This is a genomic window from Anaerobacillus sp. CMMVII (assembly GCF_025377685.1).
In the GTDB taxonomy this organism is placed as follows: domain Bacteria; phylum Bacillota; class Bacilli; order Bacillales; family Anaerobacillaceae; genus Anaerobacillus.
Map to the genome: position 1 here is coordinate 342,078 of NZ_JACEHK010000015.1, position 22,621 is coordinate 364,698.

The following is a 22,621-nucleotide window of genomic DNA, read 5'->3' on the forward strand; positions in this document are numbered from 1 at the left end:
TTTTACTTGCAAATTGAGATATACAGATAAATATTGTTGTTTTTATTAAGGTGAGGCTCTGTTATAACTGATGTTACAGAAAAATAAACGGTAAAATTCCGGCTAAACTGGGAAATACCCGTATTTCCTTAAAAATAAGGGTAGTTTTTCCGTTTATATTATCCAAATCTTTAGATTTTTTCTTATTTAGAGCAGGTAATCGGAATATCTCCGCCTATTTCCGCTTCTTAAGCGTCTCCTATATAAATTAGCAGGAAATTCTCCGCCTATTCATTCTCATACCTAACAAAAATCGATACGGAGAAGGCGGAAATGGTTTGCAAACATCTTAATGAGCAAAAATCATAATTTGTAATCCGAAGAAATAGCAATTAAAGCAAATAGCAAGGGTATAAACCCTTGCTATTTCTAATTTTTTTAGTCTCTCTAGCCCTACAAGTCGCCCTATATTTTATAGTACAAAAATGGTTACATTTTTGTTTGCATTTTCCTGTGCAAATTGACGTTTTGCGATAGGAAACAGAACCGGTTTTTATTTTTGATTTAGTTTTTACTTATAATAAAGTGGGACAACCAATGACCAACGAAAGGCACCCTACGCATTTCCTCTTTCTTGATTAATCCGAATACCATAAGTAAAAATACATAGCTAATTCCGACGATAGAAATTGCTAGCAAAGTTTTCGATAAGATACTGTGCTCCAAAAACGCATGATTATAAAGAAAGGTTGCTAGCCAAGCGCTTAGCAAAATGCAAATACCTGCTTTTAAAAACTCACGAACGTGTAATGTAAAAGAAATTGTTTTTACAAGCGTAGCGAAATGGAGTAGAGTTACGAGCATAAATCCAGCAACAATGGCTAGAGCAGCCCCCATAATCCCTAATTCTGGGCGTGACGCTAGAACAAACACTGCGCTAATTTTGACGACTGCACCTATTAAACTATTAACCATCGCAGCCTTGGCTAAGTTAAGTGCTTGAAGAGCAGCTTGTAGTGGGCCTTGAAAATATAAAAAGATACTAAAAGGTGCCATTATTTTTATATAAGTAGCAACCGTAGGTGCGTTATACATTAAATCCATAATAGGTACTGCAAATACATAAAGAATGACACACGATATACCTCCTGATACTAACGCCAAACGAAGCGCTTGGGAGAGACGATGGTGAATTAATTTATATTGTTTTCCGGCAGCAGCCTCACTAATTGCCGGGACAAGGGAGACTGATAATGAATATGTAATAAAAGTAGGTAAAAATAGTAATGGGATAGCAAAGCCAGCCAATTCCCCGTATTGTTTAGTGGCAATCACTGTAGTCACTCCAGCAATTGCTAAACTTTGCGACACAACAATTGGTTCAAAGAAAAATGTAATAGAACCTATTAAACGGCTTCCGGTAGTCGGTAAAGCAACTGCCATTAAGTCATTGAATGTTCTTTTACCTTCTCTTAACTCTCCAAAGAAGTTCCTTCTAACCTTAATTCTTTTTTTCAACTTGAACATCGTTAACATATAAACTAAAGACGCTAATTCGCCAATAACAACGGAAATCATTGCTCCGGCAGCAGCATATTCGATCCCATAAGGTAAAAAAGCAGTTGTTAAAAGAGCGACAAGAGTAATTCGCACAACCTGTTCGATAACTTGTGAGTAAGCTGAAGGCTTCATATTTTGTCTACCCTGGAAATATCCTCTTAGAACAGAAGATAGTGCGACAATGGGAACGATTGGTGATATAGCTATTAATGGATAAAAAACCCTTGCATCTGTAAGGAAATATTTTGATATAATTGGAGCGAAGCCGATCATTCCTAAAGTGAAAATAATACTTAAAGTACCTGTAGTGGCAAGAGAAACGACTAAGATTTGTTTGATTTTTTTGCGATCATTTACAGCCTCGGCTTCGGCAACTAGCTTAGAAATCGCAACAGGGAGCCCTATTTGGGTAATCGTAATTACTAGGAGCAATGTTGGAACGGCCATTGAATAAAGGCCTACACCCTCAGCGCCCATAATTCTGGCTACAACAATTTTATTAACAAATCCTAGGATTTTAACGACAAGTCCGGCTATAATTAGTATAAATGCACCTTGCAGAAAGCTTTGTTTGCTCACAACTAACCCCTACCTTCTAAAAAATGATGGATATTTTCCGTAATTATTTATATGCTTAATAGGGGACAAAGCATGACAAGTTCTATAAAATCAGTTTTGAGTTCTGAGTTATGAGTTAATTTTAGTAATTCTTCGAAGCCATGCTAAACTAACTCAAACCTCAAAACTCAACACTCAAAACTACATAAAAGGAGAGTTATGAATTGAAAGAGAGTTTTCAGAATTTTTTAGTTGAGCATTTAAGTTTTTTACCAACGGAGTTAATAGTAGTTGTCATTTCAGCAATGCCGATACTTGAATTAAGGGGGGGCCTACCTTTTGCCTTCTTAGCTGGATTATCTTACGGAGAGGCACTTTTTTATAGTATTTTAGGTAATATTTTGCCTATCATTCCAATCTTAATCTTGTTTCGTCCATTAAGTACGTTTTTAATGAGGTTCCCAATTTATAAACGCTTTTTTGATTGGTTATATAATCGAACGATGAATAAGAGTGCTAATGTTGAAAAATACGGGGCGCTAGGATTAATTTTATTTACCGCTGTTCCCCTACCAACAACTGGGGCATGGACAGCATGTTTGGCATCCATTCTCTTTTTTATTCCATTTCGTAAAGCTTTTCTTGCGATAACAACGGGTGTTGTCATTGCAGGTGTTGGTGTAAGTTTGTTTGTATATGCGATCTTTTAATAAGGCTCTTTTCTAAAACATTGGTGCTTCTAAACTGAAATATTTGGAAAATCCCTTAGATGAAGATATAACTCATTAAGTTAAGTAAGAAAAGAGCAATACTTACTAAATAAGTAATGTAATCTTAGTATGTTGTGTAAAAATCCGGATTTTGGGATTTTTACGAAAGTACAACTTTCCGAAAAATAGCCTTTTAAAATGAGCATCAGTCTAGCCACGAGTTCAAAATTTATTAGACTATTTAATGTCTTACACGACTTGTGTTGCTTAACATTGAGCTTTGCTCTTTTTTTAATAGATAGAAAGCTTAAATTCTTTGAACTTAGGAAGGTGTCTAGTCATTTTGGGTCGGCACTTTTCATATAAAGGGGGACTTGTCATGGTAGAGCAACAGCAATTTGAAGTTTGGAAAGACGATGTCATGCCTGCATTAACTAGTAAAGTCGAGGAATTTCATATGTTAGGCTACGATCGTGCAACAGAAGAGGAGCTTTGGGAATGTGTCCTTGCTAAGCTTCGTAAAGAGAAGAAATTTGTGCAAATTAATCATTTAGTGAGTGTTATTCTTACGCTAAAGGTAAATGACTATATGACATGGCTTACGGTAGGAGCGTATAAAGCGCCTAATTGGTTTACATCGGAAGAACCGCCTAATTGGTAAGTCAAAATGGTAGATTTGACGAATGAAATTGACAGTGGAAACAAAGCATCGCTATAATTGAAATGTTGTAAATATACGGACAAGCTTTTTTAATGTAGAATGTAAAATGTAGAACTTAGATGAAAAATTCTACATTCTACATTCTACATTCTAATTTTTATATACATAGCTAGTTTTAAAACAAGGAGGCATTACTGAAGATGGTTAAAAAAGGTCGTATTGTAGCTTTTTTTCTAATTGTAGCTCTTCTTGCAACGCTTGTTGTCACAACGGTAATGGATGTTGCAAAAGAAATTAAGCTTGGCTTAGACCTTCAAGGTGGGTTTGAGGTTTTGTATGAAGTCTTTCCTGCTCATGAAGGAGATATAATAGACGATGAGGCTTTAAAAACGACAGTAACAGCGCTTAACCAGCGGATTAACGTTATTGGGGTTTCTGAGCCGAATGTATCGATTGAAGGTGAAAACCGAATTAGGGTTCAGCTTGCTGGTGTCGAAGATCAACAAACAGCTCGTGAGCTTCTCTCAACAGAAGCACAATTATCATTTCGAGATATTAATGATAATTTGATGCTTGATGGTGCTGATCTTAAACAAGGTGGAGCAAATGTTACTTTTAGTCAGACTAACCAACCATGGGTTGCCGTTACCTTAAATGATGCAGCGAAATTTGGTCAAGTTACAAGTGATCCGGCTGTGTTAGGAAGTCAGCTTGTTATTTGGATGGACTTTCAAGAAGGCGACTCATTTATGCAGGAAATGCAAAAACCGGAATCAGAGAGGAAGTTTATCTCGGCTCCAACTGTAAGAAATGTACTGAATACAACAAACGTAGTTATTGAAGGAACATTTACTTTAGAAGAAGCTCAATTTTTAGCCGATGTCCTAAATGCAGGTTCCCTGCCAGTAAAGTTAGAGGAAGTGTATTCGAATTCAGTAGGTGCGGCTCTTGGTGAAAAAGCAATGGAGATGACAATCTATGCTGGGTTTATTGGTGTAGCCTTAATTTTTCTCTATATGTTAATTTACTACCGTTTTATGGGAATGATTGCAGTTATTACACTATCTTTCTACATATACCTTGTACTTGTAGTCTTTAATTGGATGAATGCAGTTCTTACGCTTCCTGGGATTGCCGCATTAATTCTAGGAGTAGGTATGGCGGTCGATGCAAATATTATTACGTACGAACGAATTAAGGACGAGCTTCGCACAGGAAAGACGACAATGTCTGCTTTCAAAGCGGGGAGCCGTCGTTCTCTATCAACCATCCTAGATGCTAACATTACAACCATTTTAGCAGCATCTGTCTTGTTCTATTTTGGAACAATGGCCGTGCAAGGATTTGCAGTCATGTTAATTGTAAGTATCTTAACAAGCTTTTTAACAGCAGTTTACGGTTCACGACTCCTTTTAGGTTTATGGGTAAACAGTAGAATTTTGAATAAGAAACCAGGCTTATTTGGGGTAAAGGAGAGTGAAATAAGTGAACTTTAATTTTGGAGATTCAAAACTAGATTTTGTAAAACATCGTAAAAAGTTCTTTATCTTCTCAGCTCTACTTGTACTAACGGGAGTTATTTTACTTTCGACTGTTGGTTTAAATTTAGGCATTGATTTTAATAGTGGGACAAAGATTGAGCTCTTAAGTGGCGAAACCTTAACTGCTGAAATTGTTAATAATGAGTTTGCTGAAATTGGTTTAACTCCTGATAATGTACTTTTAGCTGGGGACCGTAGTGAAATGGCTTATGCTACTTTTATTGGTGTCTTAACTCAAGACGAAATTCTTAAAGTACAACGCCACTTTAATGAACAATTTGGTGCTGAGCCTAATATTAGTACGGTAACACCTACGATCGGTCGTGAACTTGCAAGGAATGCCTTTTACTCGGTCATCTTTGCATCGATTGGTATAGTTATCTACGTAACTATCCGCTTTGAACTGTTATATGGTGTCGCAGCTATTGTTGCTTTACTTCACGATGCGTTTTTCATTATTACAATTTTTAGTATTACGCAAATGGAAGTGAACTTGCCGTTCATTGCAGCGGTCCTGACAATTGTAGGGTACTCCATTAACGATACAATTGTAACCTTTGACCGGATTAGAGAAAATCTAAGCTACGAAAAGAAGGTTAGAGGGTTTGAAGATCTAGCACGAGTTGTGAACAAAAGCTTAATCCAAACGTTAGCGCGTTCGATTAATACCGTATTAACAGTTGTTTTTGCGGCAGCAGCCCTACTTATCTTTGGTGGCGAAGCGATCCGTACGTTCTCCTTTGCTTTACTAGTAGGATTGGTAGCAGGAACATATTCATCGCTATTTATTGCAGCACAATTATGGCTAGTTTGGAAAAGTAAAAGTTTACAAAAAAAGCGCTTTAAAATAACTGAGAATGAAGCATAATAGTAGTAGGTTAAACCGTGGTGAGAATAAGCCACGGTTTATTTTCTCTTTGATACCATGAAGTTCTGGTTTGGCTACATATTAGATTGGGTACTAATTAAGAAATAGGTGATTAAATGAATGATGTAAAAGACGAGCGGTATCAACAAGTACAATTTGCCGCTTGGGTAGGGATAATCGGAAATATTATCTTGGCTTTAATTAAAGGTGTCATTGGTTGGTTAGCTGGCAGTAGAGCGCTAGTTGCAGATGCGGTCCATTCGGCCTCTGATGTGGTTGGGTCTGTCGCAGTGTTGATCGGTGTTAGGGCCGCAAAATTACCACCAGATGAAGATCATCCCTATGGTCACGGAAAAGCTGAGTCCATTGCGGCCATCATAGTAGCAGTTTTACTATTTATTGTTGGTTTCGAAATTGCTCTATCTGCAATTAAATCTTTGAATGAACCAATTGAGGTTCCAGGGATTATTGCCATCTATGCTGTTATTTTTTCAATTGTTGTCAAAGAATTGATGTTCCGTTACAAATACCGGTTAGGGAAAAAATATCGTAGTGAGGCTTTAATAACAGATGCTTGGCATCATCGCTCTGATGTTTTTTCGTCAATTGCTGCTTTAATCGGGATTGGTGCATCCATATTGGGAGGCTATATTGGCGTTCCGTGGTTAGTTTACGCTGATCCTTTGGCTGGAATTTTTGTAGCAGGTCTTATTTTAAAAATGGCTTGGGGACTAGGAAAACAATCGATTCACAATGCATTGGATCATGTGCTTCACGATGAGGATACGGTTGAAATGCGTGAAACAGCCTTAAATGTCGATGGGGTTTTAAAAATCGACGAATTCTTAGCGCGTGAGCATGGTCATTACGTTATTATTGATATTAAAATTTCTGTTGATCCCCACATAACAGTTGAAGAAGGTCATGCGATTGGCAAAAAAGTAAAAGCTGAGTTAGTAAAAATAGAACATGTCCAAGATGTTCGCATCCACATTAATCCATTTTCAGAGTAGTTTAGAGTTTTGAGTGTAGAGTCTAGAGTTTGTGACAGCAATGCTTCGAAGCACTACTTTGCAAAAAACTCAACACTCAAAACTAATAAGGAGTTGATCAATTGAGAGGGCAATCGGGGTTAATTCTTGGTTTGGTTGTTGCATTACTAATTACTATTTTTGCGGTAATTAACATGGAGGTAGTAACTGTAAACTACATGTTTGGCACTGCTCAGTGGCCTCTTGTGATTGTAATTATTAGTTCAGTTTTAATGGGCGCGTTATTGGTAGGCGGAGTGGGTTTATATCAATTTTATGGGCTGAAATCAAAACTAAAAAAGCTTCAATTAGAGCATGAAGATCTGAAAAGAAAAAGTAGTAACACGAAGAAAGAACAGGCCAAAATACAAAATAATAATAGCGACTCGAATCCAAAAACATGAATTGCCACACTCTCTAACCTCTTGTATACTATATAGGTTAGGGGTGTGGTATTTCATGCTAAGATCGAAGAAAAGATGGAAAGTAGAAGGAGGAGGCCATTCCTTAGAACAACAGTTTGTCACGGAACTAAAAATATCGCCACTCGTGGCAAATTTACTTTTAAACAGAGGGATTACTTCAGTTGAGGAAGCTCGAAAGTTCTTATATATAGAAAAAACGGAGTTCCATGACCCTTTTTTGATGAAGGGAATGCGACAAGCAACAGAACGAATAATGCAAGCTATTGAAAATAAAGAAAAAATATTAATTTTTGGGGATTATGATGCCGATGGAGTAAGCAGCACGGCAGTTATGATCCTTACTCTGAAACGGTTAGAAGCGGATTTTAACTTTTATATTCCTAATCGCTTTACTGAGGGGTATGGCCCTAATGAGCCTGCACTAAGAAGAGCGAAGGCTGAAGGGTATTCATTAGTTATAACCGTTGATACTGGAATTTCGGCTGTTCATGAGGCAAATGTGGCAATGGAAATTGGTCTGGACTTTATTGTGACAGATCATCACGAACCGCCACCAGTGCTGCCGAATGCGTTAACGATCGTAAATCCAAAACAAGAAGATTGTTTATATCCTTTTAAAGGATTAGCTGGGGTTGGGGTCGCTTTTAAATTAGCTCATGCCTTATTAGGACAAGCTCCAGAAGACTTATTAGACATTGCTGTCATTGGTACGATTGCGGACTTAGTCCCATTAGTAGATGAAAATCGTCTTATTGCGAAAAAAGGGATTCGAGCATTAGAAAAATCAAATCGCCCAGGTTTACAAGCGTTAAAAAAAATAACAGGGATGATTGATAAAGAGTTAAACGCAGACCATGTTGGTTTTGGAATTGGTCCAAGAATAAATGCAGCTGGAAGACTTGATTCAGCCACGCCGGCTGTAGAGTTGTTAGTTTGTGAGGATCGATTACTAGCTGAGGAAATGGCAATTGAGATTGATGAGCTAAATAAGACAAGACAAGGAATTGTCAACGAAATTGCGAACGAAGCAATTGAGATGGTTGAGGAACATTACAAGACTCTAGACGAGCATAAAGTATTAATTGTCGCTAAAGAAGGTTGGAATGCCGGAGTAATAGGGATTGTAGCTTCGAGACTAGTGGAAAAATACTACCGGCCAACAATTGTCATGACGATTGATAAGGAAAAAGGGTTAGCTAAAGGATCAGCGCGTAGTATTGAGGGCTTCGATATGTTTAAAAACTTATCAGAATCTCGTGATATTCTTCCACATTTTGGTGGGCATCCAATGGCAGCCGGTTTAACAATGAAAGTTGCTGATGTAGAAGAATTAAGATCGCGTTTGAATGTACTAGCAAGTGAAATTTTAACTGAATCTGACTATGTTCCAATTACAAATGTCGATATTGAAGTTTCCTTATCGGATATCACGATACCGATCATTGAGGAGATGAGTTTGCTTGCTCCTTTTGGTGTTAGTAATCCAACACCTCGAGTAATGGTAGATCGTGTTAATTTGTCACAAATGAAGAGAATTGGCAGTGAAGAGAACCATTTGAAAATGCTTTTAGAGGAAAATGGGAACACTATCGATTGTGTAGGTTTCAACCTTGGCCATCTATATGAGGAAATCTCTTTAGCAGCACAAGTCTCAGCGGTTGGAACACTCTCAATAAATGAATGGAATGGTAACTGTAAACCACAGATAATGTTAGATGATCTAGCAGTGAACGAGTGGCAATTGTTTGATTGTCGTGGAAGCGGAGGTTTTAAACGACACCGTCATTTACCAACAGAAAAGGTTGTCTGTATCTACTTTGATGAAACAACTATAGAAACTCTAAATATTGAAGAAAAATATCAATTCGTTCATATTCCTTATGATGTCGAGACACCAAACCTAGATTTAACAGGAAAATATGTATTTATCTTAGATTTACCTTTTGAAAAAGCTCAAATAGAAAATGTTTTTGCAAGAAATCAAAAACCAGATAGAATATATCCGATCTTTCATCATAATGAGAATCATTTCTTTACAACGATTCCTTCGAGAGAACACTTTAAATGGTTCTATGGTTTCTTAACAAAGCAACAAACATTTGATTTGAAGAAACACGGCTCACAGTTAGCAAAACATAAAGGTTGGTCTACTGACACAATTGATTTTATGGTAAAGGTGTTTTTTGATTTAGAATTTGTTACAATAAACAACGGACTTATTTCGCTTTCTACAAATATTGAGAAAAAAGATCTTAATCATTCAAAAACATACAAACGAAAGCAGGAACAAGCAAAATTAGAAAATGACTTGTACTATTCTTCTTATAATGAATTAAAAGAATGGTTTGAAAAAATCTTTTCTATAAGGAAGAAGGCATAAAACTTTAATAGGTAATGTCTAGCTCCGGCACCCAGCCCCTCGAGGTCAAATAACCTGACTAGGAAAAAAGTGAAAAGACGCACTTTTTTCTAGTCAGAACATTTGCTTGTCGCTGCTCCTGCGATTACTCGTCGCAAAGCTCGAAGAAGTATTTCGAGGAAGTTGCTTGGCTACCCAGGGCGCTCTGCGCTTTTCTTATCAGCTCGTTACTTAAGCTTGTCGTTTATACAATTAGGAGGAAACATGAAGATGGATTTTAAAGAGTATATTACCATTGTCCCAGATTACCCGAAGGAAGGAATTCGTTTCAAAGACATCACAACCTTAATGGAAAATGGAGAGGTATATAAGCATGCAATCGACGCAATGGCTGAATTCGCGAAAGACAAGAACATCGATGTAGTCGTTGGTCCTGAAGCACGTGGATTTGTTGTAGGTTGTCCAATATCTTATGCTCTTGAAGTAGGGTTCGTTCCGGTTCGTAAAGCAGGAAAGCTTCCAAGAGAAGTGATTCAAGTAGAGTATGGTTTAGAGTACGGGAAAGATACTCTTACTATTCACAAAGACGCAATTAAGCCAGGGCAACGTGTGTTAATTGCAGATGACCTTTTAGCAACTGGTGGAACAATTGAAGCAACAGTGAAAATGGTAGAAGAATCAGGTGGAATTGTCGCTGGGATTGTTTTTATGATCGAACTAACTTATTTAGATGGTCGTGAAAAACTAAGTAAATATGAGGTTTTCTCATTAACCCAGTATGCGTAAAAATAAGTTGAGAGTGCTCTAATGGAGCGCTCCTTTCTTTTAAAGATTAATAAAGTATATGTGTTTTTAGTACTTGATGTCTAGCTCCACCGCCCAGCCCCTCGAGGTCAAATAACCTTCGAGAATAAAAAGTGAAAGAGCACACTTTTTTTCTCGAAGAACATTTGCTTGTCGGGGCTACCCAGGGCGCTTGCGCATTTCTTGTTAGTGTAGAGTTTAGAGTGTAGAGTTTAAAGTCTTTCTTACGAAATCTTCGAAGCAAAAGCATAAAATAACTCTAAACTCTAAACTTTACACTCTAAACCCTTTACATAAGCACAAATTATAACGATAATAGAAAGAAATATATTAAAGGCTGTAAGGTGATGGTGATTCCATTGATCGAACAAGTATTAGACAAAGCGCGTTCTTATCTTTCAGATAAAGATGTAGAATTTTTAAATAAGGCCTATGAGTTTGCCAATCAAGCTCATGGAGAACAATACCGCAAGTCAGGTGAGCCATATATCCTTCACCCAATTCAAGTTGCTGAAATATTAATTGAATTGGAACTGGACCCTGATACGATTGCTGCTGCATTTTTACATGATGTAGTCGAAGATACCGAGGTAACTTTAGATCAGTTACGAAAAGAATTTAGTGATGAAGTAGCAATGTTGGTAGATGGAGTCACAAAGTTAGGTAAGATTAAATATAAATCTCAAGAAGAACAGCAAGCTGAAAACCACAGAAAAATGTTTGTGGCCATGGCTAAAGATATTCGGGTGATTTTAATTAAGCTTGCCGATCGTCTTCATAATATGCGGACATTAAAACATTTGCCAGCAGAAAAGCAAAGAAGAATTGCAAATGAAACGTTGGAAATATTTGCTCCACTAGCACATCGCTTGGGAATATCAACCATTAAGTGGGAGCTTGAGGATACAGCATTACGCTACTTAAATCCACAGCAATACTATAGAATTGTAAATTTAATGAAGAAAAAGCGTGCTGAACGTGAGGACTATATCAATGAGCTCGTGAAAAAAATTGAAGAACGCTTAGAAGAGGTCGATGTAAAAGCGAATATTCACGGTCGAGCTAAGCATATTTATAGTATTTACCGGAAGATGGCCCTCCAAAATAAGCAGTTTAACGAAATTTATGATTTATTAGCAGTAAGAATTATCGTGGAAAATATCAAGGATTGTTATGCGGTTTTAGGTGTGATTCATACTTGTTGGAAGCCTATGCCTGGTCGTTTTAAAGATTATATTGCGATGCCAAAGGCTAATATGTATCAATCACTTCATACGACAGTCATTGGTCCTAAAGGTGATCCACTAGAAGTCCAAATACGCTCTGAGGAAATGCACAAAATTGCTGAATTTGGGGTAGCGGCTCATTGGGCTTATAAAGAAGGCAAGGCAGTTTCTGCCGGTCAATCGTTGGAAAAGAAAATGACTTGGTTTAGAGAAATACTCGAATGGCAAAATGATGCCAATGATGCTCAAGAATTTATGGAATCCTTAAAAATTGACTTGTTTTCTGATACTGTTTTTGTATTCACACCAAAAGGTGATGTTATTGAATTACCTGCAGGATCTGTTCCTTTGGATTTTGCCTACCGAATCCATACAGAAATCGGAAATCGTTGTATTGGTGCAAAAGTGAATGGAAAAATGGTAACACTAGACCACCGTTTGAAAACAGGAGATATTGTAGAGGTACTCACTTCAAAGCATTCATACGGTCCTAGCCAAGATTGGATTAAAATAACACAAAGTTCTCATGCAAAAAATAAGATCCGCCAATGGTTCAAAAAAGAACGTCGCGATGAAAATGTTGCAAAGGGCAGAGATCTAGTTGAAAAAGAAATTAAAAAACATGGAATTGAGCCTAAGGAAGTATTAACAACTGAGAATATTGATTTAGTGGCCAATAAGTTTAATTTCCAAGGTGAGGAAGACATGTATGCAGCTGTAGGCTATAACGGTATTACCGCTGCTCAAATAGCCACTAGATTAACGGAAAAAATCCGAAAAAAACGTGGTCAAGAATTGGAAGATCAAACATTATCGGAACGTGTTTCTGATATAAAGAAATATACCCCAACAAAGAAAACCAATATTGGTGTCAGAGTGAAGGGGATAGACAATCTCTTAATCCGTTTATCAAAGTGCTGTAACCCTGTTCCTGGAGATGAAATTATCGGTTTTATTACCAAGGGGCGAGGTGTGTCGATCCATAGAGCGGATTGTACAAACGTAAGCGCTGATGATGACCAAACAAGATTGCTTCCTGTTGAATGGGAAGGTAACAATCAAGAGACCAAAAACTATAACGTTGATATTGAGATCTCAGGATATGATCGTCGCGGGCTTTTAAACGAAGTTCTTCAAGCTGTAACAGAAACAAGGACAAACATAAATGCTGTTTCAGGAAGATCTGACAAAAATAAAATGGCAACCATCTTGATGACGATTTCCATTCATAATGTTGATCATTTGCAAAAAGTCGTTGATCGAATAAAACGAATTCGCGATATTTATTCTGTACGCAGAATTATGCATTAAAGGAGTAAAAAAGTGAGAGTAGTTGTACAAAGAACGAAACAAGCAAGTGTAGTTGTTGATGAAAAAATAGTTGGCCAGATCGAGTTTGGTTTTATGCTATTAGTCGGTATTACTCATGAGGATACTGAAGCGGATGTTGATTTTCTTGCTGAAAAAATTGTAAATCTACGGGTGTTTGAGGACGAGGCAGGGAAAATGAATTTGTCCCTATTGGATGTAGGTGGTCAAATATTATCAATTTCTCAATTTACGCTATATGGTGACTGCCGAAAAGGGAGACGACCAAATTTTATGAATGCTGCCAAACCAGAGATCGCCGAAAGACTATATCATCTATTAAATGAAAAGTTTCGTGAAAAAGGCGTCAAGGTAGAAACGGGTATTTTCGGTGCCATGATGGACGTTCAGCTATTAAATCACGGACCAGTTACGTTGATAGTTGAAAGTAAATAAAATGCAGTTATGAGTTAAGAGTGTTGAGTTATGAGTTTGTGCAATAAGCTTCGAAGCTCTGCTAAAAAAACTCAAATCTCAAAATTCAAAACTCAAAACTCCAAATAAAAAAACCTAACTTTGCCAAAGTTAGGTTTTTTTATTTGGAAAAATGGACATGATAAGGGAAAAGAGTTTGTAATGAAAGGAAGTCGAATATGAGAGCGGGAAGTAAACAAACAGGAACAGGAAATGGACATCATCAACTAATTGGAGTTGACTTTCATGACTTTATTCAAAGAGAACAAAATGCTACGAATTATGAGCTCGCTGAGGAATATGGGATCTCATTACGAAGTGTAAAAGATTTAAAAAAGAAATTATCAAGAAATTAAATTCGAAAGATATTGACAAGATTACTGTAACTTCGTATGATAGAATACAACGATTAACTTAATAAGTTTACAACCTTTGATGGAGCATAGTAGTTAAGGATTTGCTTGGTAAGAGAGGAAATGTCGTGGCTGAAAACATTTCTCCAAGTGCTTAATGAATGAACACTCCTTAGGTTTTTCCTTGAAAGAAGCTAAGTCTACTTTGGTAGAACTATTCTTTTAGTAGGGGAAAACGTCTACAGGCGTTAACTGTCTAAAGTGGGACTTACATGTTACATACAGTCCAATTAGGGTGGCACCACGGGATCCAAGCTCTCGTCCCTGATATTAATATCAGGGGTGGGGGTTTTTTTGTACTCAAAAAAAGACTTAACTATGATAACGTGTTAAAGTGTGAAACGTGCTTTGGGATTTTACATAGAGTTGATTTTAGTTTAGGAGGAGTAAGGATGAATTTTAAAATACCAAGAGGGACGCAGGACATATTACCCGGGAAAGTAGAACTTTGGCAATTTGTGGAGGGAAAGGCAAGAGATCTTTGTCGACGTTACAATTATAAAGAAATCCGCACACCTATTTTTGAGCATACTGAATTGTTTTTGCGAGGAGTAGGTGACACGACGGATGTCGTTCAAAAGGAAATGTATACTTTTGAAGATCGCGGTGAACGTAGCTTAACGTTAAGACCTGAAGGAACTGCGTCTGTTGCTAGATCGTATGTGGAAAATAAACTTTTTGGTAACCCTAGCCAACCGACTAAACTTTACTATATTGGTCCGATGTTTCGTTATGAGAGACCACAATCAGGAAGAATGCGCCAGTTTGTCCAATTTGGTGTAGAGGCGTTAGGAAGCGCTGATCCGACTATTGACGCTGAAGTAATTGCGTTAGCCATGGAGTTTTATCGCGAATTAGGGCTTAAGAACCTCAAGCTTGTTATCAATAGCTTAGGAGATACGGAGAGCAGAAATGCTCATCGAAAAGCTCTAATAGACCACTTTGAGCCGAGAATTGAAGAGTTTTGTTCAGATTGTCAATCTCGATTAGAAAAAAATCCATTACGAATATTAGATTGTAAAAAAGATCGTGATCATGAATTAATGGGAACGGCTCCAGCCATTTTGGATTACTTAAATGAAGAGTCAACAATCTATTTTGATAAAGTTAAAAAGCTGTTAACTGATATGGAAATCGCTTTTGTAGTAGATCCAAATCTTGTTCGAGGTTTAGATTATTACAATAATACAGCTTTTGAAATTATGATTGATGGGGATGGTTTCGGGTCGATAACGACACTAAGTGGTGGGGGAAGATACAATGGTTTAGTTCAAGAAATTGGCGGCCCTGAAACACCTGGGATCGGATTTGCCTTAAGTATCGAGCGATTATTGATGGCGCTTGAAGTTCAAAATATTTCATTACCGATAACTGAGAAATTAGATTGCTACGTAATTGCTATGGGCGATGAAGCGAAAATTGAAGCAGCCAATATTAGTTTCAAGCTAAGAAAAGCTGGCTTCTCGTGTGATCAAGACTATCTTGATAAAAAAATGAAAGCTCAAATGAAGGCGGCTGATCGTTTTCAAGCCACTTTCGTTGTCATAATTGGTGAGAATGAGTTAGAAAAAGGCACAGTTGTTGTCAAAGAAATGGCAACTGGCGAACAAAAAGAAGTTCCTGTAATTGAGCTAACAAGTTATTTACAAGAAAAGATGAATACTAGGGGGCATTAATAGTGATTGGAAGAACGCATAACTGTGGAGAAGTGTTAGAGCCGGCAATCGGCGAAAAGGTACGACTAAAGGGTGGGTACAAACACGCCGTGATTTAGGGCAAGTTATTTTTATTGATTTACGTGACCGTTCAGGTATTGTCCAAGTGGTATTTCAGCCTGAAATTTCAGCAGAAGCTCACCAAGTTGCTAATAAAATCCGTAATGAATATGTCATTGATGTTGAAGGAACAGTTATAGCGCGTGATGAATCAACGGTAAATGCAAAAATGGTAACTGGTAAAATAGAAGTTTTAGCATCGAAAATAGAGGTCTTAAATAAATCAAAATCACTCCCATTTTTAATTGAAGATGATGCGACAGCATCCGAAGACGTCCGTTTAAAATACCGTTATCTTGATTTAAGACGCCCTGAGATGCAAGCTACTTTTATGTTACGACATAAAACATCGAAGTTAATTCGTGACTATTTAGACGAAAATGCATTTTTAGAAGTTGAGACTCCTATGCTTACAAAGAGTACACCAGAGGGTGCGCGCGATTATTTAGTACCAAGTCGTGTTCACCATGGAGAGTTCTATGCATTGCCACAATCTCCACAAATTTTTAAACAGTTATTAATGGTTTCTGGTTTTGAGCGTTATTATCAAATTGTTCGTTGCTTCCGCGATGAAGATTTACGTGCTGATCGCCAACCAGAATTTACCCAAGTCGATATTGAAACTTCTTTCATGGACAAAGAAGATTTATTAGCGATGATGGAAGAGATGATGAGTAAAGTCATGAAGGAAGTTAAAGGTATTGATGCAATAACTCCGTTCCAAAGACTTTCTTATGATGAAGCGATGAATCGCTACGGTTCGGATAAGCCGGATACTCGCTTTGACATGGAACTAGTTGAACTTTCTCATATTGTCAAAGACTGTGGTTTTAAAGTATTTACTTCAGCTATCGAAAATGGTGGAATTGTTAAAGGGTTAAATGTCAAAGGTGGGGCAACGAAGTATTCTCGTAAAGAGATTGATGAACTAGCGAAATTCGTTGCGATTTATGGAGCGAAGGGTCTTGCTTGGTTAAAGGTTGAAGAAGACGGATTAAAAGGCCCAATTGCCAAGTTCTTGTCAGACGAAGAGCAAATGGAATTGCGGTCAGCTATTCACGCTGAAACAGGAGATTTGTTATTCTTTGCTGCTGACAAAAAGAAAGTCGTTTTTGATAGCTTAGGTGCACTTCGCTTAAAATTTGCCAAAGAATTAAATCTAATCGATAAATCAAAATATAACTTCTTATGGGTAACTGAATTCCCGCTTTTATCGTATGATGAAGATGCAAAACGCTATGTTGCCGAACATCATCCATTTACTCGACCAGTAAAAGAGGATCTCGAGTTACTAGTTAGCACACCTGAAAAAGTACGAGCAGAAGCTTATGACTTAGTGTTAAATGGTTACGAGCTTGGTGGTGGATCACAACGGATTTACGAACGCGAGCTACAGGAGACGATGTTTAAAGCTCTTGGTTTTTCTGACGAGGAAGCACGTAATCAATTTGGTTTCTTAATGGAAGCTTTTGAATATGGGACACCTCCACATGGCGGAATTGCACTGGGGTTAGATCGTTTAATCATGATCCTTGCTGGTAGAACAAATTTACGTGATACCATTGCCTTCCCGAAAACAGCGAGTGCAAGTTGCTTGTTAACTAATGCACCGAGTGGAGTAAGTGAGGCACAATTAAAGGAGCTAAACTTATCCGTTGTGCCTAAGAAAGAAGAGAAGGTTGAAGCTTAATTAGTTATGAGTTTTGAGTGCAGAGTGATGAGTTGGTGAAAGTAAAGCTTCGAAGCAATACATTCAAAAACTCAAAACTCAAAACTCAAAACTGCAATTTTACATTTTACATTTCTTCTAGAACATGGTATATTGTTTTTACTTGAATTTTATAAAAACTCTGATTATTATAACGGTAAAATACACAACAAATAAATATCACTTATCAAGAGAGGCGGAGGGACTGACCCGATGAAGCCCGGCAACCTGTTTAGGTATCCATTGGATAACCGATAGAGTAAATTGTACGCTTCTATGCGCAGACAATTCGCTTTAACAAACAAGGTGCTAATTTCAGCAGAGCTACTAGCTAGCTCTGGAAGATAAGTTAAGGCACAAAAACCTTTCCTTATCTGGAAAGGTTTTTTTATTGGCTAAATTAAGTTCTTCCATGGTGAAAAGGAGATGATGTCATTGCTTAAGATTGGTTTACTGGGCTTTGGAACAGTAAATTCTGGGGTATATGAAGGAATTACAGATACGTTACCTTATTTAGAAAGTATTTTAGGAACAAGAATTACTGTGGAAAAAATACTGATTAGGGACAAAAAGCGTTATTTAGGTGAAAAAAATAGTGAGTTATTTACAGATTCTCCTGACGATTTTTTTAGCTATGAATTTGATGTTGTTTTTGAGGCCATGGGTGGTGAGCAACCTGCGTTAGATTACATTACGTTTTTATTAAGTAAAAAGGTTCCGATTGTTACAGCAAATAAAGAGCTAGTAGCTAAGCACGGATCAAATCTAGAAAATTTAGCATACAAAAACGAAACATTTATTGGCTACGAGGCTACAGTTGCTGGTGGGATTCCCATTATTAATACACTGAAAAGTCAATTACAATGGACTTCTGTTGAAAAGATTTCAGGGATTTTAAACGGTACTACAAATTACATTATTACAAGATTGCAAGCGGGTAGCGATGATTTTGAGACGGTATTAAAAGAAGCACAACAGCTTGGGTTTGCTGAAGCAGATCCTACGTCTGATATTGAAGGATTTGATGCTTTATATAAGCTACAAATACTATGTAGGCTTTGTTTTGGAAGCTGGCCAAAGCCTGAGCAGTTTCAAAGAAGTGGAATGTCTCATTTAAAGAGCTGCCATTTTAAAGCTGGTGAATACTTCAATTTAAAACTTAAGTATATTGCTGAAGCATATTATGATGGAACCGATATCAAAGGTTCAATTTCTCCATGTTTTGTAGATGCGAAATCCCCGTTGGCGTCTATTGAAAATGAGAATAATGGAGTATACTTACAAGGAGACTGGTTAGGTAATTTTTTCGCATCAGGACCAGGAGCTGGTAAAAGGCCGACAGCGACAAGTATGATTGAAGACTTTCTTCATCAACTACAGAAAAGTGGGAACCAACCACGTGTTCCGAAATTAAAAAAAATAAGTAAATTAGAATGCAAAGAGTTTTTGCTTGTTTTTGATACAAATAATGAAACAGAGGTTTATCATACCTTAAAAGAGATAATACACTCAGTAGAAGAGGTTGTCCAATTTGACAATAATCAAAAAGTTGCAATGTTAGTCACAATAAATGAGTTAATTCCATTAAACAATACCGCTAATGAAAAAGTAGAGTTTTATCCGGTATTGCGAGTTAATGGGAAAGTTCAAAAAACAAAGGCGAACAAACAATTGAAAGCATTGTAATAGTAAGAAAACATTCTGCTTGTTTATTTCTCAGAAGTTCACTTTTATATAAAGTATTTCTAAGCAAACTTGAATTCAAAATAAATCATGATATTATTGAAATAACAAATGAGTCCTGAAGTGTTCGTAGGATACTATACGTTTTGAGCCAACATTTTTAATATGGGAGCTTGAAGTTTTAGCTTGGCATACAAGCCTTCACGAGAGGAAGTACAAAGAGTTAAACAAAGCACCCACCTGCTGAGGCAGGTTCAAAACTATGTGTTATACGGCATATCGGGACTCTATTTTATTTTACTGGAAATGACAAACCTAGGAACTATTCCTAGGTTTTTTCTTATATCTTAATCAAAGGAATTAGAGTGGAGCATCAGCCTATGTATAGCTGTAGTCCGAAAGGGGAAATTTACATTTTATACTGCATATGATATATTTTTATTCGTGTAGTTTAGATTTCCTATCGTATTAATAGGGATTGGAAGGAGAAAAAGTAATGTTACATCAATTTTCTAGAAATGAACTCGCTATCGGTCATGATGGTTTAGAACTTTTAAGAAACAGTACGGTTGCTGTCTTAGGTATCGGTGGTGTTGGGTCTTTCTCCGCAGAGGCATTAGCGAGGTCAGGTGTTGGAAGGCTAGTGCTAGTAGATAAAGATGACGTCGATATAACAAATGTAAATCGGCAAATTCATGCGCTACTTTCAACTGTAGGTCAACCTAAAGTAGATTTAATGAAGGCTAGAATTGCAGATATTAATCCAGAATGTGAAGTAATTGCTCTAAAGATGTTTTACACCGAAGAGACGTATGAAGCTTTTTTTGAATATGGACTTGATTTTGTCGTAGATGCTTCTGATACGATTTCATATAAAATTCATTTAATGAAAGAATGTTTAAAACGGAAAATTCCTATTATTTCAAGCATGGGGGTAGCTAATAAATTGGACCCCACAAAACTTCGGATTGCAGACATATCTAAAACAAGCTATGATCCAATTGCAAAAGTGGTTAGGACAAAACTAAGAAAAGAAGGAATTCATAAAGGGATAAACGTCGTTTTCTCTGATGAACAACCGATTAAAATTCGTGAAGAAATTAGAAAAGAAATTGTTTCCAAAGCACAGGAAGAGTCTCCGGTCAGAAAAGCCAAAATGCCTCCGTCCTCGAATGCGTTCGTACCATCTGTATCAGGGTTGATTATGGCTGGTCACGTAATTACTACCCTACTTAAGGATATTCATATCCAAAGATAGCCGAAAAATTGGATGTTGAATTTGTTTCCCTAAAAGGACAAATTCAACATCTCCATTACCAATATCCTCCTTTACCATCTTTCCTACTTTTTTTCAAATAATTTGCTTTTCTAGCTAACCTGATACATGAAAAACTCATAACAACCTCCAATTTATTACCATTTTAGTACAATTTTGTTATAACTTTCGTCCTTTCTTTGTGTTTTTATACAAAAAACGATAGTTATTTGACCTTATATTTTTACTAATGAATGAATTAGTAGTTTTTGTGGAATTTCTTTGAACTTTGTATTGATAAATAATTTAACTTTTCATATAATGAAAGCACTTACAAATAATCATCAGATGACCAGAAGATAAGGTTATCAACGAAATGGGGATTTTAGGATATTATCATAGATTATAGAGGAGATACTAAATCTATTGTTATCCGATGATCATTTGCAATTACTATCAAGGGGGAATTTTTTTGAGTACAGGGTTTTTAGCAATCATAGCATTAGTACCAATTTTATCAGTATTACTCTTCTTGGTCATTTTACGTTGGCCAGCTAGTCGTGCAATGCCACTATCTTTCTTAATCACAGCTGCAGTAGCATTGTTCGTTTGGAACGTTCCAATGAATCAAGTAATGGCAGCATCGCTTCGTGGGATTGTAACATCATTAGATATTTTATTTATCGTCTTTGGAGCAATTTTACTATTAAACACACTAAAAGAAGGCGGAGCATTAAATACAATTCGCCAAGGCTTTACAGATATTTCACCTGACCGTCGTGTTCAAGCGATCATTATTGCTTGGTTGTTTGGCTCTTTCATCGAAGGTGCATCAGGTTTTGGTACGCCAGCTGCAATTGCGGCGCCACTACTAGTTGCAATTGGTTTTCCAGCAATGGGAGCAGTATTAGTAGCTTTAATTATTCAATCAACACCGGTAACATTTGGAGCAATCGGTACACCGATCGTTGTAGGTGTTAATAATGCTTTAAACCCACTAGCTACTAGTGGAACGATTGCAGATCTTCCAGCAACATTACTTGTCATTGCTGGTCAAGTTTCAGTTTTACACATGATCGTTGGTGCGTTTGTACCATTAGTCATGGTTGCAATGTTAACAAAGTTCTTCGGTAAGAATAAATCATTTACAGAAGGTTTAGGCAATTTTGGAAGTTTGCTATTTTCGCAGGTTTAGCATTTACACTTCCTTATATGATCATCGCAAATTTATTAGGTCCTGAATTCCCATCTTTATTCGGTGGACTAATTGGTTTAGCAATCGTAGTTCCGGCTGCTAAAAAAGGTTTCTTAATTCCAAAACACACTTGGCAGTTTGATAAAGAAGAAAACTGGGATCCAGAATGGTCTGGAAAATTAAAAATTGATAAAAATGCATTTACTGGTAAGAAAGTTTCAATGGTAGCTGCTTGGGTGCCTTACATTTTAGTAGGATTGTTACTAGTGTTAACACGCCTTAACCAATTACCATTAAAAGCATGGTTACAGTCAGATGCAGTTAAGATTGACTTGGTTAAAATTCTTGGTTATGAAAAAGGAATGTTCGATACTGGAATTGCCGTTTCATCAACGCCGTTATATTTACCAGCGACAATCTTGGTTGTTGTATCGTTAGTCTGTGTTGGACTATACGGTATGAAAGCAAGTTCGTTTACGAAAGCAGCAAAAGAATCGTTTGCAACAACTGTAAGTGCAGCAACAGCATTAATTTTCGCAGTACCAATGGTTCAGGTATTTATTAACTCAGGTGTTGCAACAAATGATTTCGGAACAATGCCTTTCCAATTAGCTGTAGGAGCTTCTGATTTATTCGGTGCTCAATGGCCAATCGTATCACCTATTATTGGAGCTCTTGGAGCATTCGTTGCTGGAAGTAATACAATCTCAAACATGATGTTTGCCGGTTTCCAATATGAAACAGCAGGACTTATCGGTGTAGGTGCAAGTGCTACAATTGTCGTTGCACTTCAAGCAATCGGTGGAGCAGCTGGTAATATGATTTGCGTTCATAACGTAGTTGCGGCTTCCGCTGCTGCTGGTGTTGTAGGTCGCGAAGGTTCAATGATCCGTAAGACCTTAATTCCTATGACTTACTACGTATTATTCGCAGGTGCTCTAGGTTATGTGTATCTATATGGATTTGGGTTTAACGTAGGTTCAATTATTCTTGTTGCGGTAGTTGCAGGTCTTATCTATGCAATTATGCTTGGAATTAAAAAGAATAAACAAATGGACGAAGAGCAAAAAAAAGCCGCTTAATTTAGT

Annotated in this window: 17 protein-coding genes, 1 other RNA gene, 1 pseudogene, 1 riboswitch and 1 other annotated feature; of the genes and pseudogenes, 18 read left to right on the top strand and 1 reads right to left on the bottom strand. The window is 37.1% G+C overall.

Features of this window, described 5'->3' with window-relative positions:
• Positions 1–543 precede the first annotated feature (543 nt).
• Positions 544–2,118, bottom strand: coding sequence for a stage V sporulation protein B (spoVB, locus tag H1D32_RS18975; protein WP_261179797.1), 1,575 nt, complete (start codon positions 2,116–2,118; stop codon positions 544–546).
• A 203-nt stretch (positions 2,119–2,321) separates the two neighbouring features.
• Between spoVB and H1D32_RS18980 the strand changes: the two genes are divergently transcribed.
• From H1D32_RS18980 to H1D32_RS25690, 18 genes and pseudogenes are all read left to right on the top strand, one after another.
• On the top strand, positions 2,322–2,807 hold the full coding sequence (locus H1D32_RS18980; protein ID WP_261179798.1) for a COG2426 family protein: 486 nt from the start codon (positions 2,322–2,324) through the stop codon (positions 2,805–2,807).
• Between the two features lie 379 nt (positions 2,808–3,186).
• A complete protein-coding gene (locus H1D32_RS18985) occupies positions 3,187–3,468 on the top strand; it encodes a post-transcriptional regulator (RefSeq protein WP_261179799.1) in 282 nt (93 codons plus the stop codon).
• Positions 3,469–3,668: 200 nt separating this feature from the next.
• Positions 3,669–4,964, top strand: coding sequence for a protein translocase subunit SecD (gene secD / locus H1D32_RS18990; RefSeq protein WP_261179800.1), 1,296 nt, complete (start codon positions 3,669–3,671; stop codon positions 4,962–4,964).
• A complete protein-coding gene (gene secF, locus H1D32_RS18995; protein ID WP_261179801.1) occupies positions 4,954–5,877 on the top strand; it encodes a protein translocase subunit SecF in 924 nt (307 codons plus the stop codon). Before secD ends, secF begins: the two co-directional genes overlap by 11 nt.
• A gap of 116 nt (positions 5,878–5,993) precedes the next feature.
• Positions 5,994–6,890, top strand: a complete 897-nt coding sequence (locus tag H1D32_RS19000; RefSeq protein WP_261179802.1) for a cation diffusion facilitator family transporter — start codon at positions 5,994–5,996, stop codon at positions 6,888–6,890.
• A 101-nt stretch (positions 6,891–6,991) separates the two neighbouring features.
• A complete protein-coding gene (locus H1D32_RS19005; protein WP_261179803.1) occupies positions 6,992–7,312 on the top strand; it encodes a LapA family protein in 321 nt (106 codons plus the stop codon).
• A gap of 55 nt (positions 7,313–7,367) precedes the next feature.
• Complete coding sequence (gene recJ, locus H1D32_RS19010) at positions 7,368–9,713, top strand: single-stranded-DNA-specific exonuclease RecJ (RefSeq protein ID WP_261179804.1); 2,346 nt, start codon at positions 7,368–7,370, stop codon at positions 9,711–9,713.
• A 249-nt stretch (positions 9,714–9,962) separates the two neighbouring features.
• Positions 9,963–10,478: an adenine phosphoribosyltransferase gene (locus H1D32_RS19015; protein ID WP_261180011.1), complete on the top strand. Its 516-nt coding sequence runs from the start codon at positions 9,963–9,965 to the stop codon at positions 10,476–10,478.
• 365 nt (positions 10,479–10,843) lie between these two features.
• Positions 10,844–13,033 (top strand): RelA/SpoT family protein, encoded by a 2,190-nt coding sequence (locus tag H1D32_RS19020; protein WP_261179805.1) that lies wholly within the window; start codon positions 10,844–10,846, stop codon positions 13,031–13,033.
• Between the two features lie 12 nt (positions 13,034–13,045).
• The gene (dtd, locus tag H1D32_RS19025) at positions 13,046–13,486 is read left to right on the top strand and encodes a D-aminoacyl-tRNA deacylase (protein ID WP_261179806.1); all 441 of its coding nucleotides are present in this window, start codon (positions 13,046–13,048) and stop codon (positions 13,484–13,486) included.
• A gap of 197 nt (positions 13,487–13,683) precedes the next feature.
• Positions 13,684–13,860, top strand: a complete 177-nt coding sequence (locus tag H1D32_RS19030) for an RNA polymerase subunit sigma-70 (RefSeq protein ID WP_261179807.1) — start codon at positions 13,684–13,686, stop codon at positions 13,858–13,860.
• Positions 13,861–13,927: 67 nt separating this feature from the next.
• Positions 13,928–14,186: a binding site (T-box leader), on the top strand.
• A gap of 123 nt (positions 14,187–14,309) precedes the next feature.
• Positions 14,310–15,593, top strand: coding sequence for a histidine--tRNA ligase (gene hisS, locus H1D32_RS19035; protein WP_261179808.1), 1,284 nt, complete (start codon positions 14,310–14,312; stop codon positions 15,591–15,593).
• A 2-nt stretch (positions 15,594–15,595) separates the two neighbouring features.
• Positions 15,596–17,382 (top strand): annotated as a pseudogene (gene aspS, locus H1D32_RS19040) (aspartate--tRNA ligase).
• Positions 17,383–17,581: 199 nt separating this feature from the next.
• Positions 17,582–17,751: riboswitch (SAM riboswitch) on the top strand.
• Between the two features lie 84 nt (positions 17,752–17,835).
• The gene (locus H1D32_RS19045) at positions 17,836–19,086 is read left to right on the top strand and encodes a homoserine dehydrogenase (protein WP_261179809.1); all 1,251 of its coding nucleotides are present in this window, start codon (positions 17,836–17,838) and stop codon (positions 19,084–19,086) included.
• Between the two features lie 109 nt (positions 19,087–19,195).
• Positions 19,196–19,373: non-coding RNA, 6S RNA (ssrS, locus tag H1D32_RS19050), on the top strand.
• Positions 19,374–19,579: 206 nt separating this feature from the next.
• Complete coding sequence (locus tag H1D32_RS19055) at positions 19,580–20,341, top strand: tRNA threonylcarbamoyladenosine dehydratase (protein ID WP_261179810.1); 762 nt, start codon at positions 19,580–19,582, stop codon at positions 20,339–20,341.
• 469 nt (positions 20,342–20,810) lie between these two features.
• Positions 20,811–21,533 carry an L-lactate permease gene (locus H1D32_RS25685; RefSeq protein ID WP_314733456.1) on the top strand — a complete coding sequence of 241 codons (723 nt, stop codon included), beginning with the start codon at positions 20,811–20,813 and terminating at the stop codon, positions 21,531–21,533.
• Between the two features lie 17 nt (positions 21,534–21,550).
• Positions 21,551–22,615, top strand: a complete 1,065-nt coding sequence (locus H1D32_RS25690) for an L-lactate permease (protein WP_314733457.1) — start codon at positions 21,551–21,553, stop codon at positions 22,613–22,615.
• The last annotated feature ends 6 nt before the right edge of the window (positions 22,616–22,621 follow it).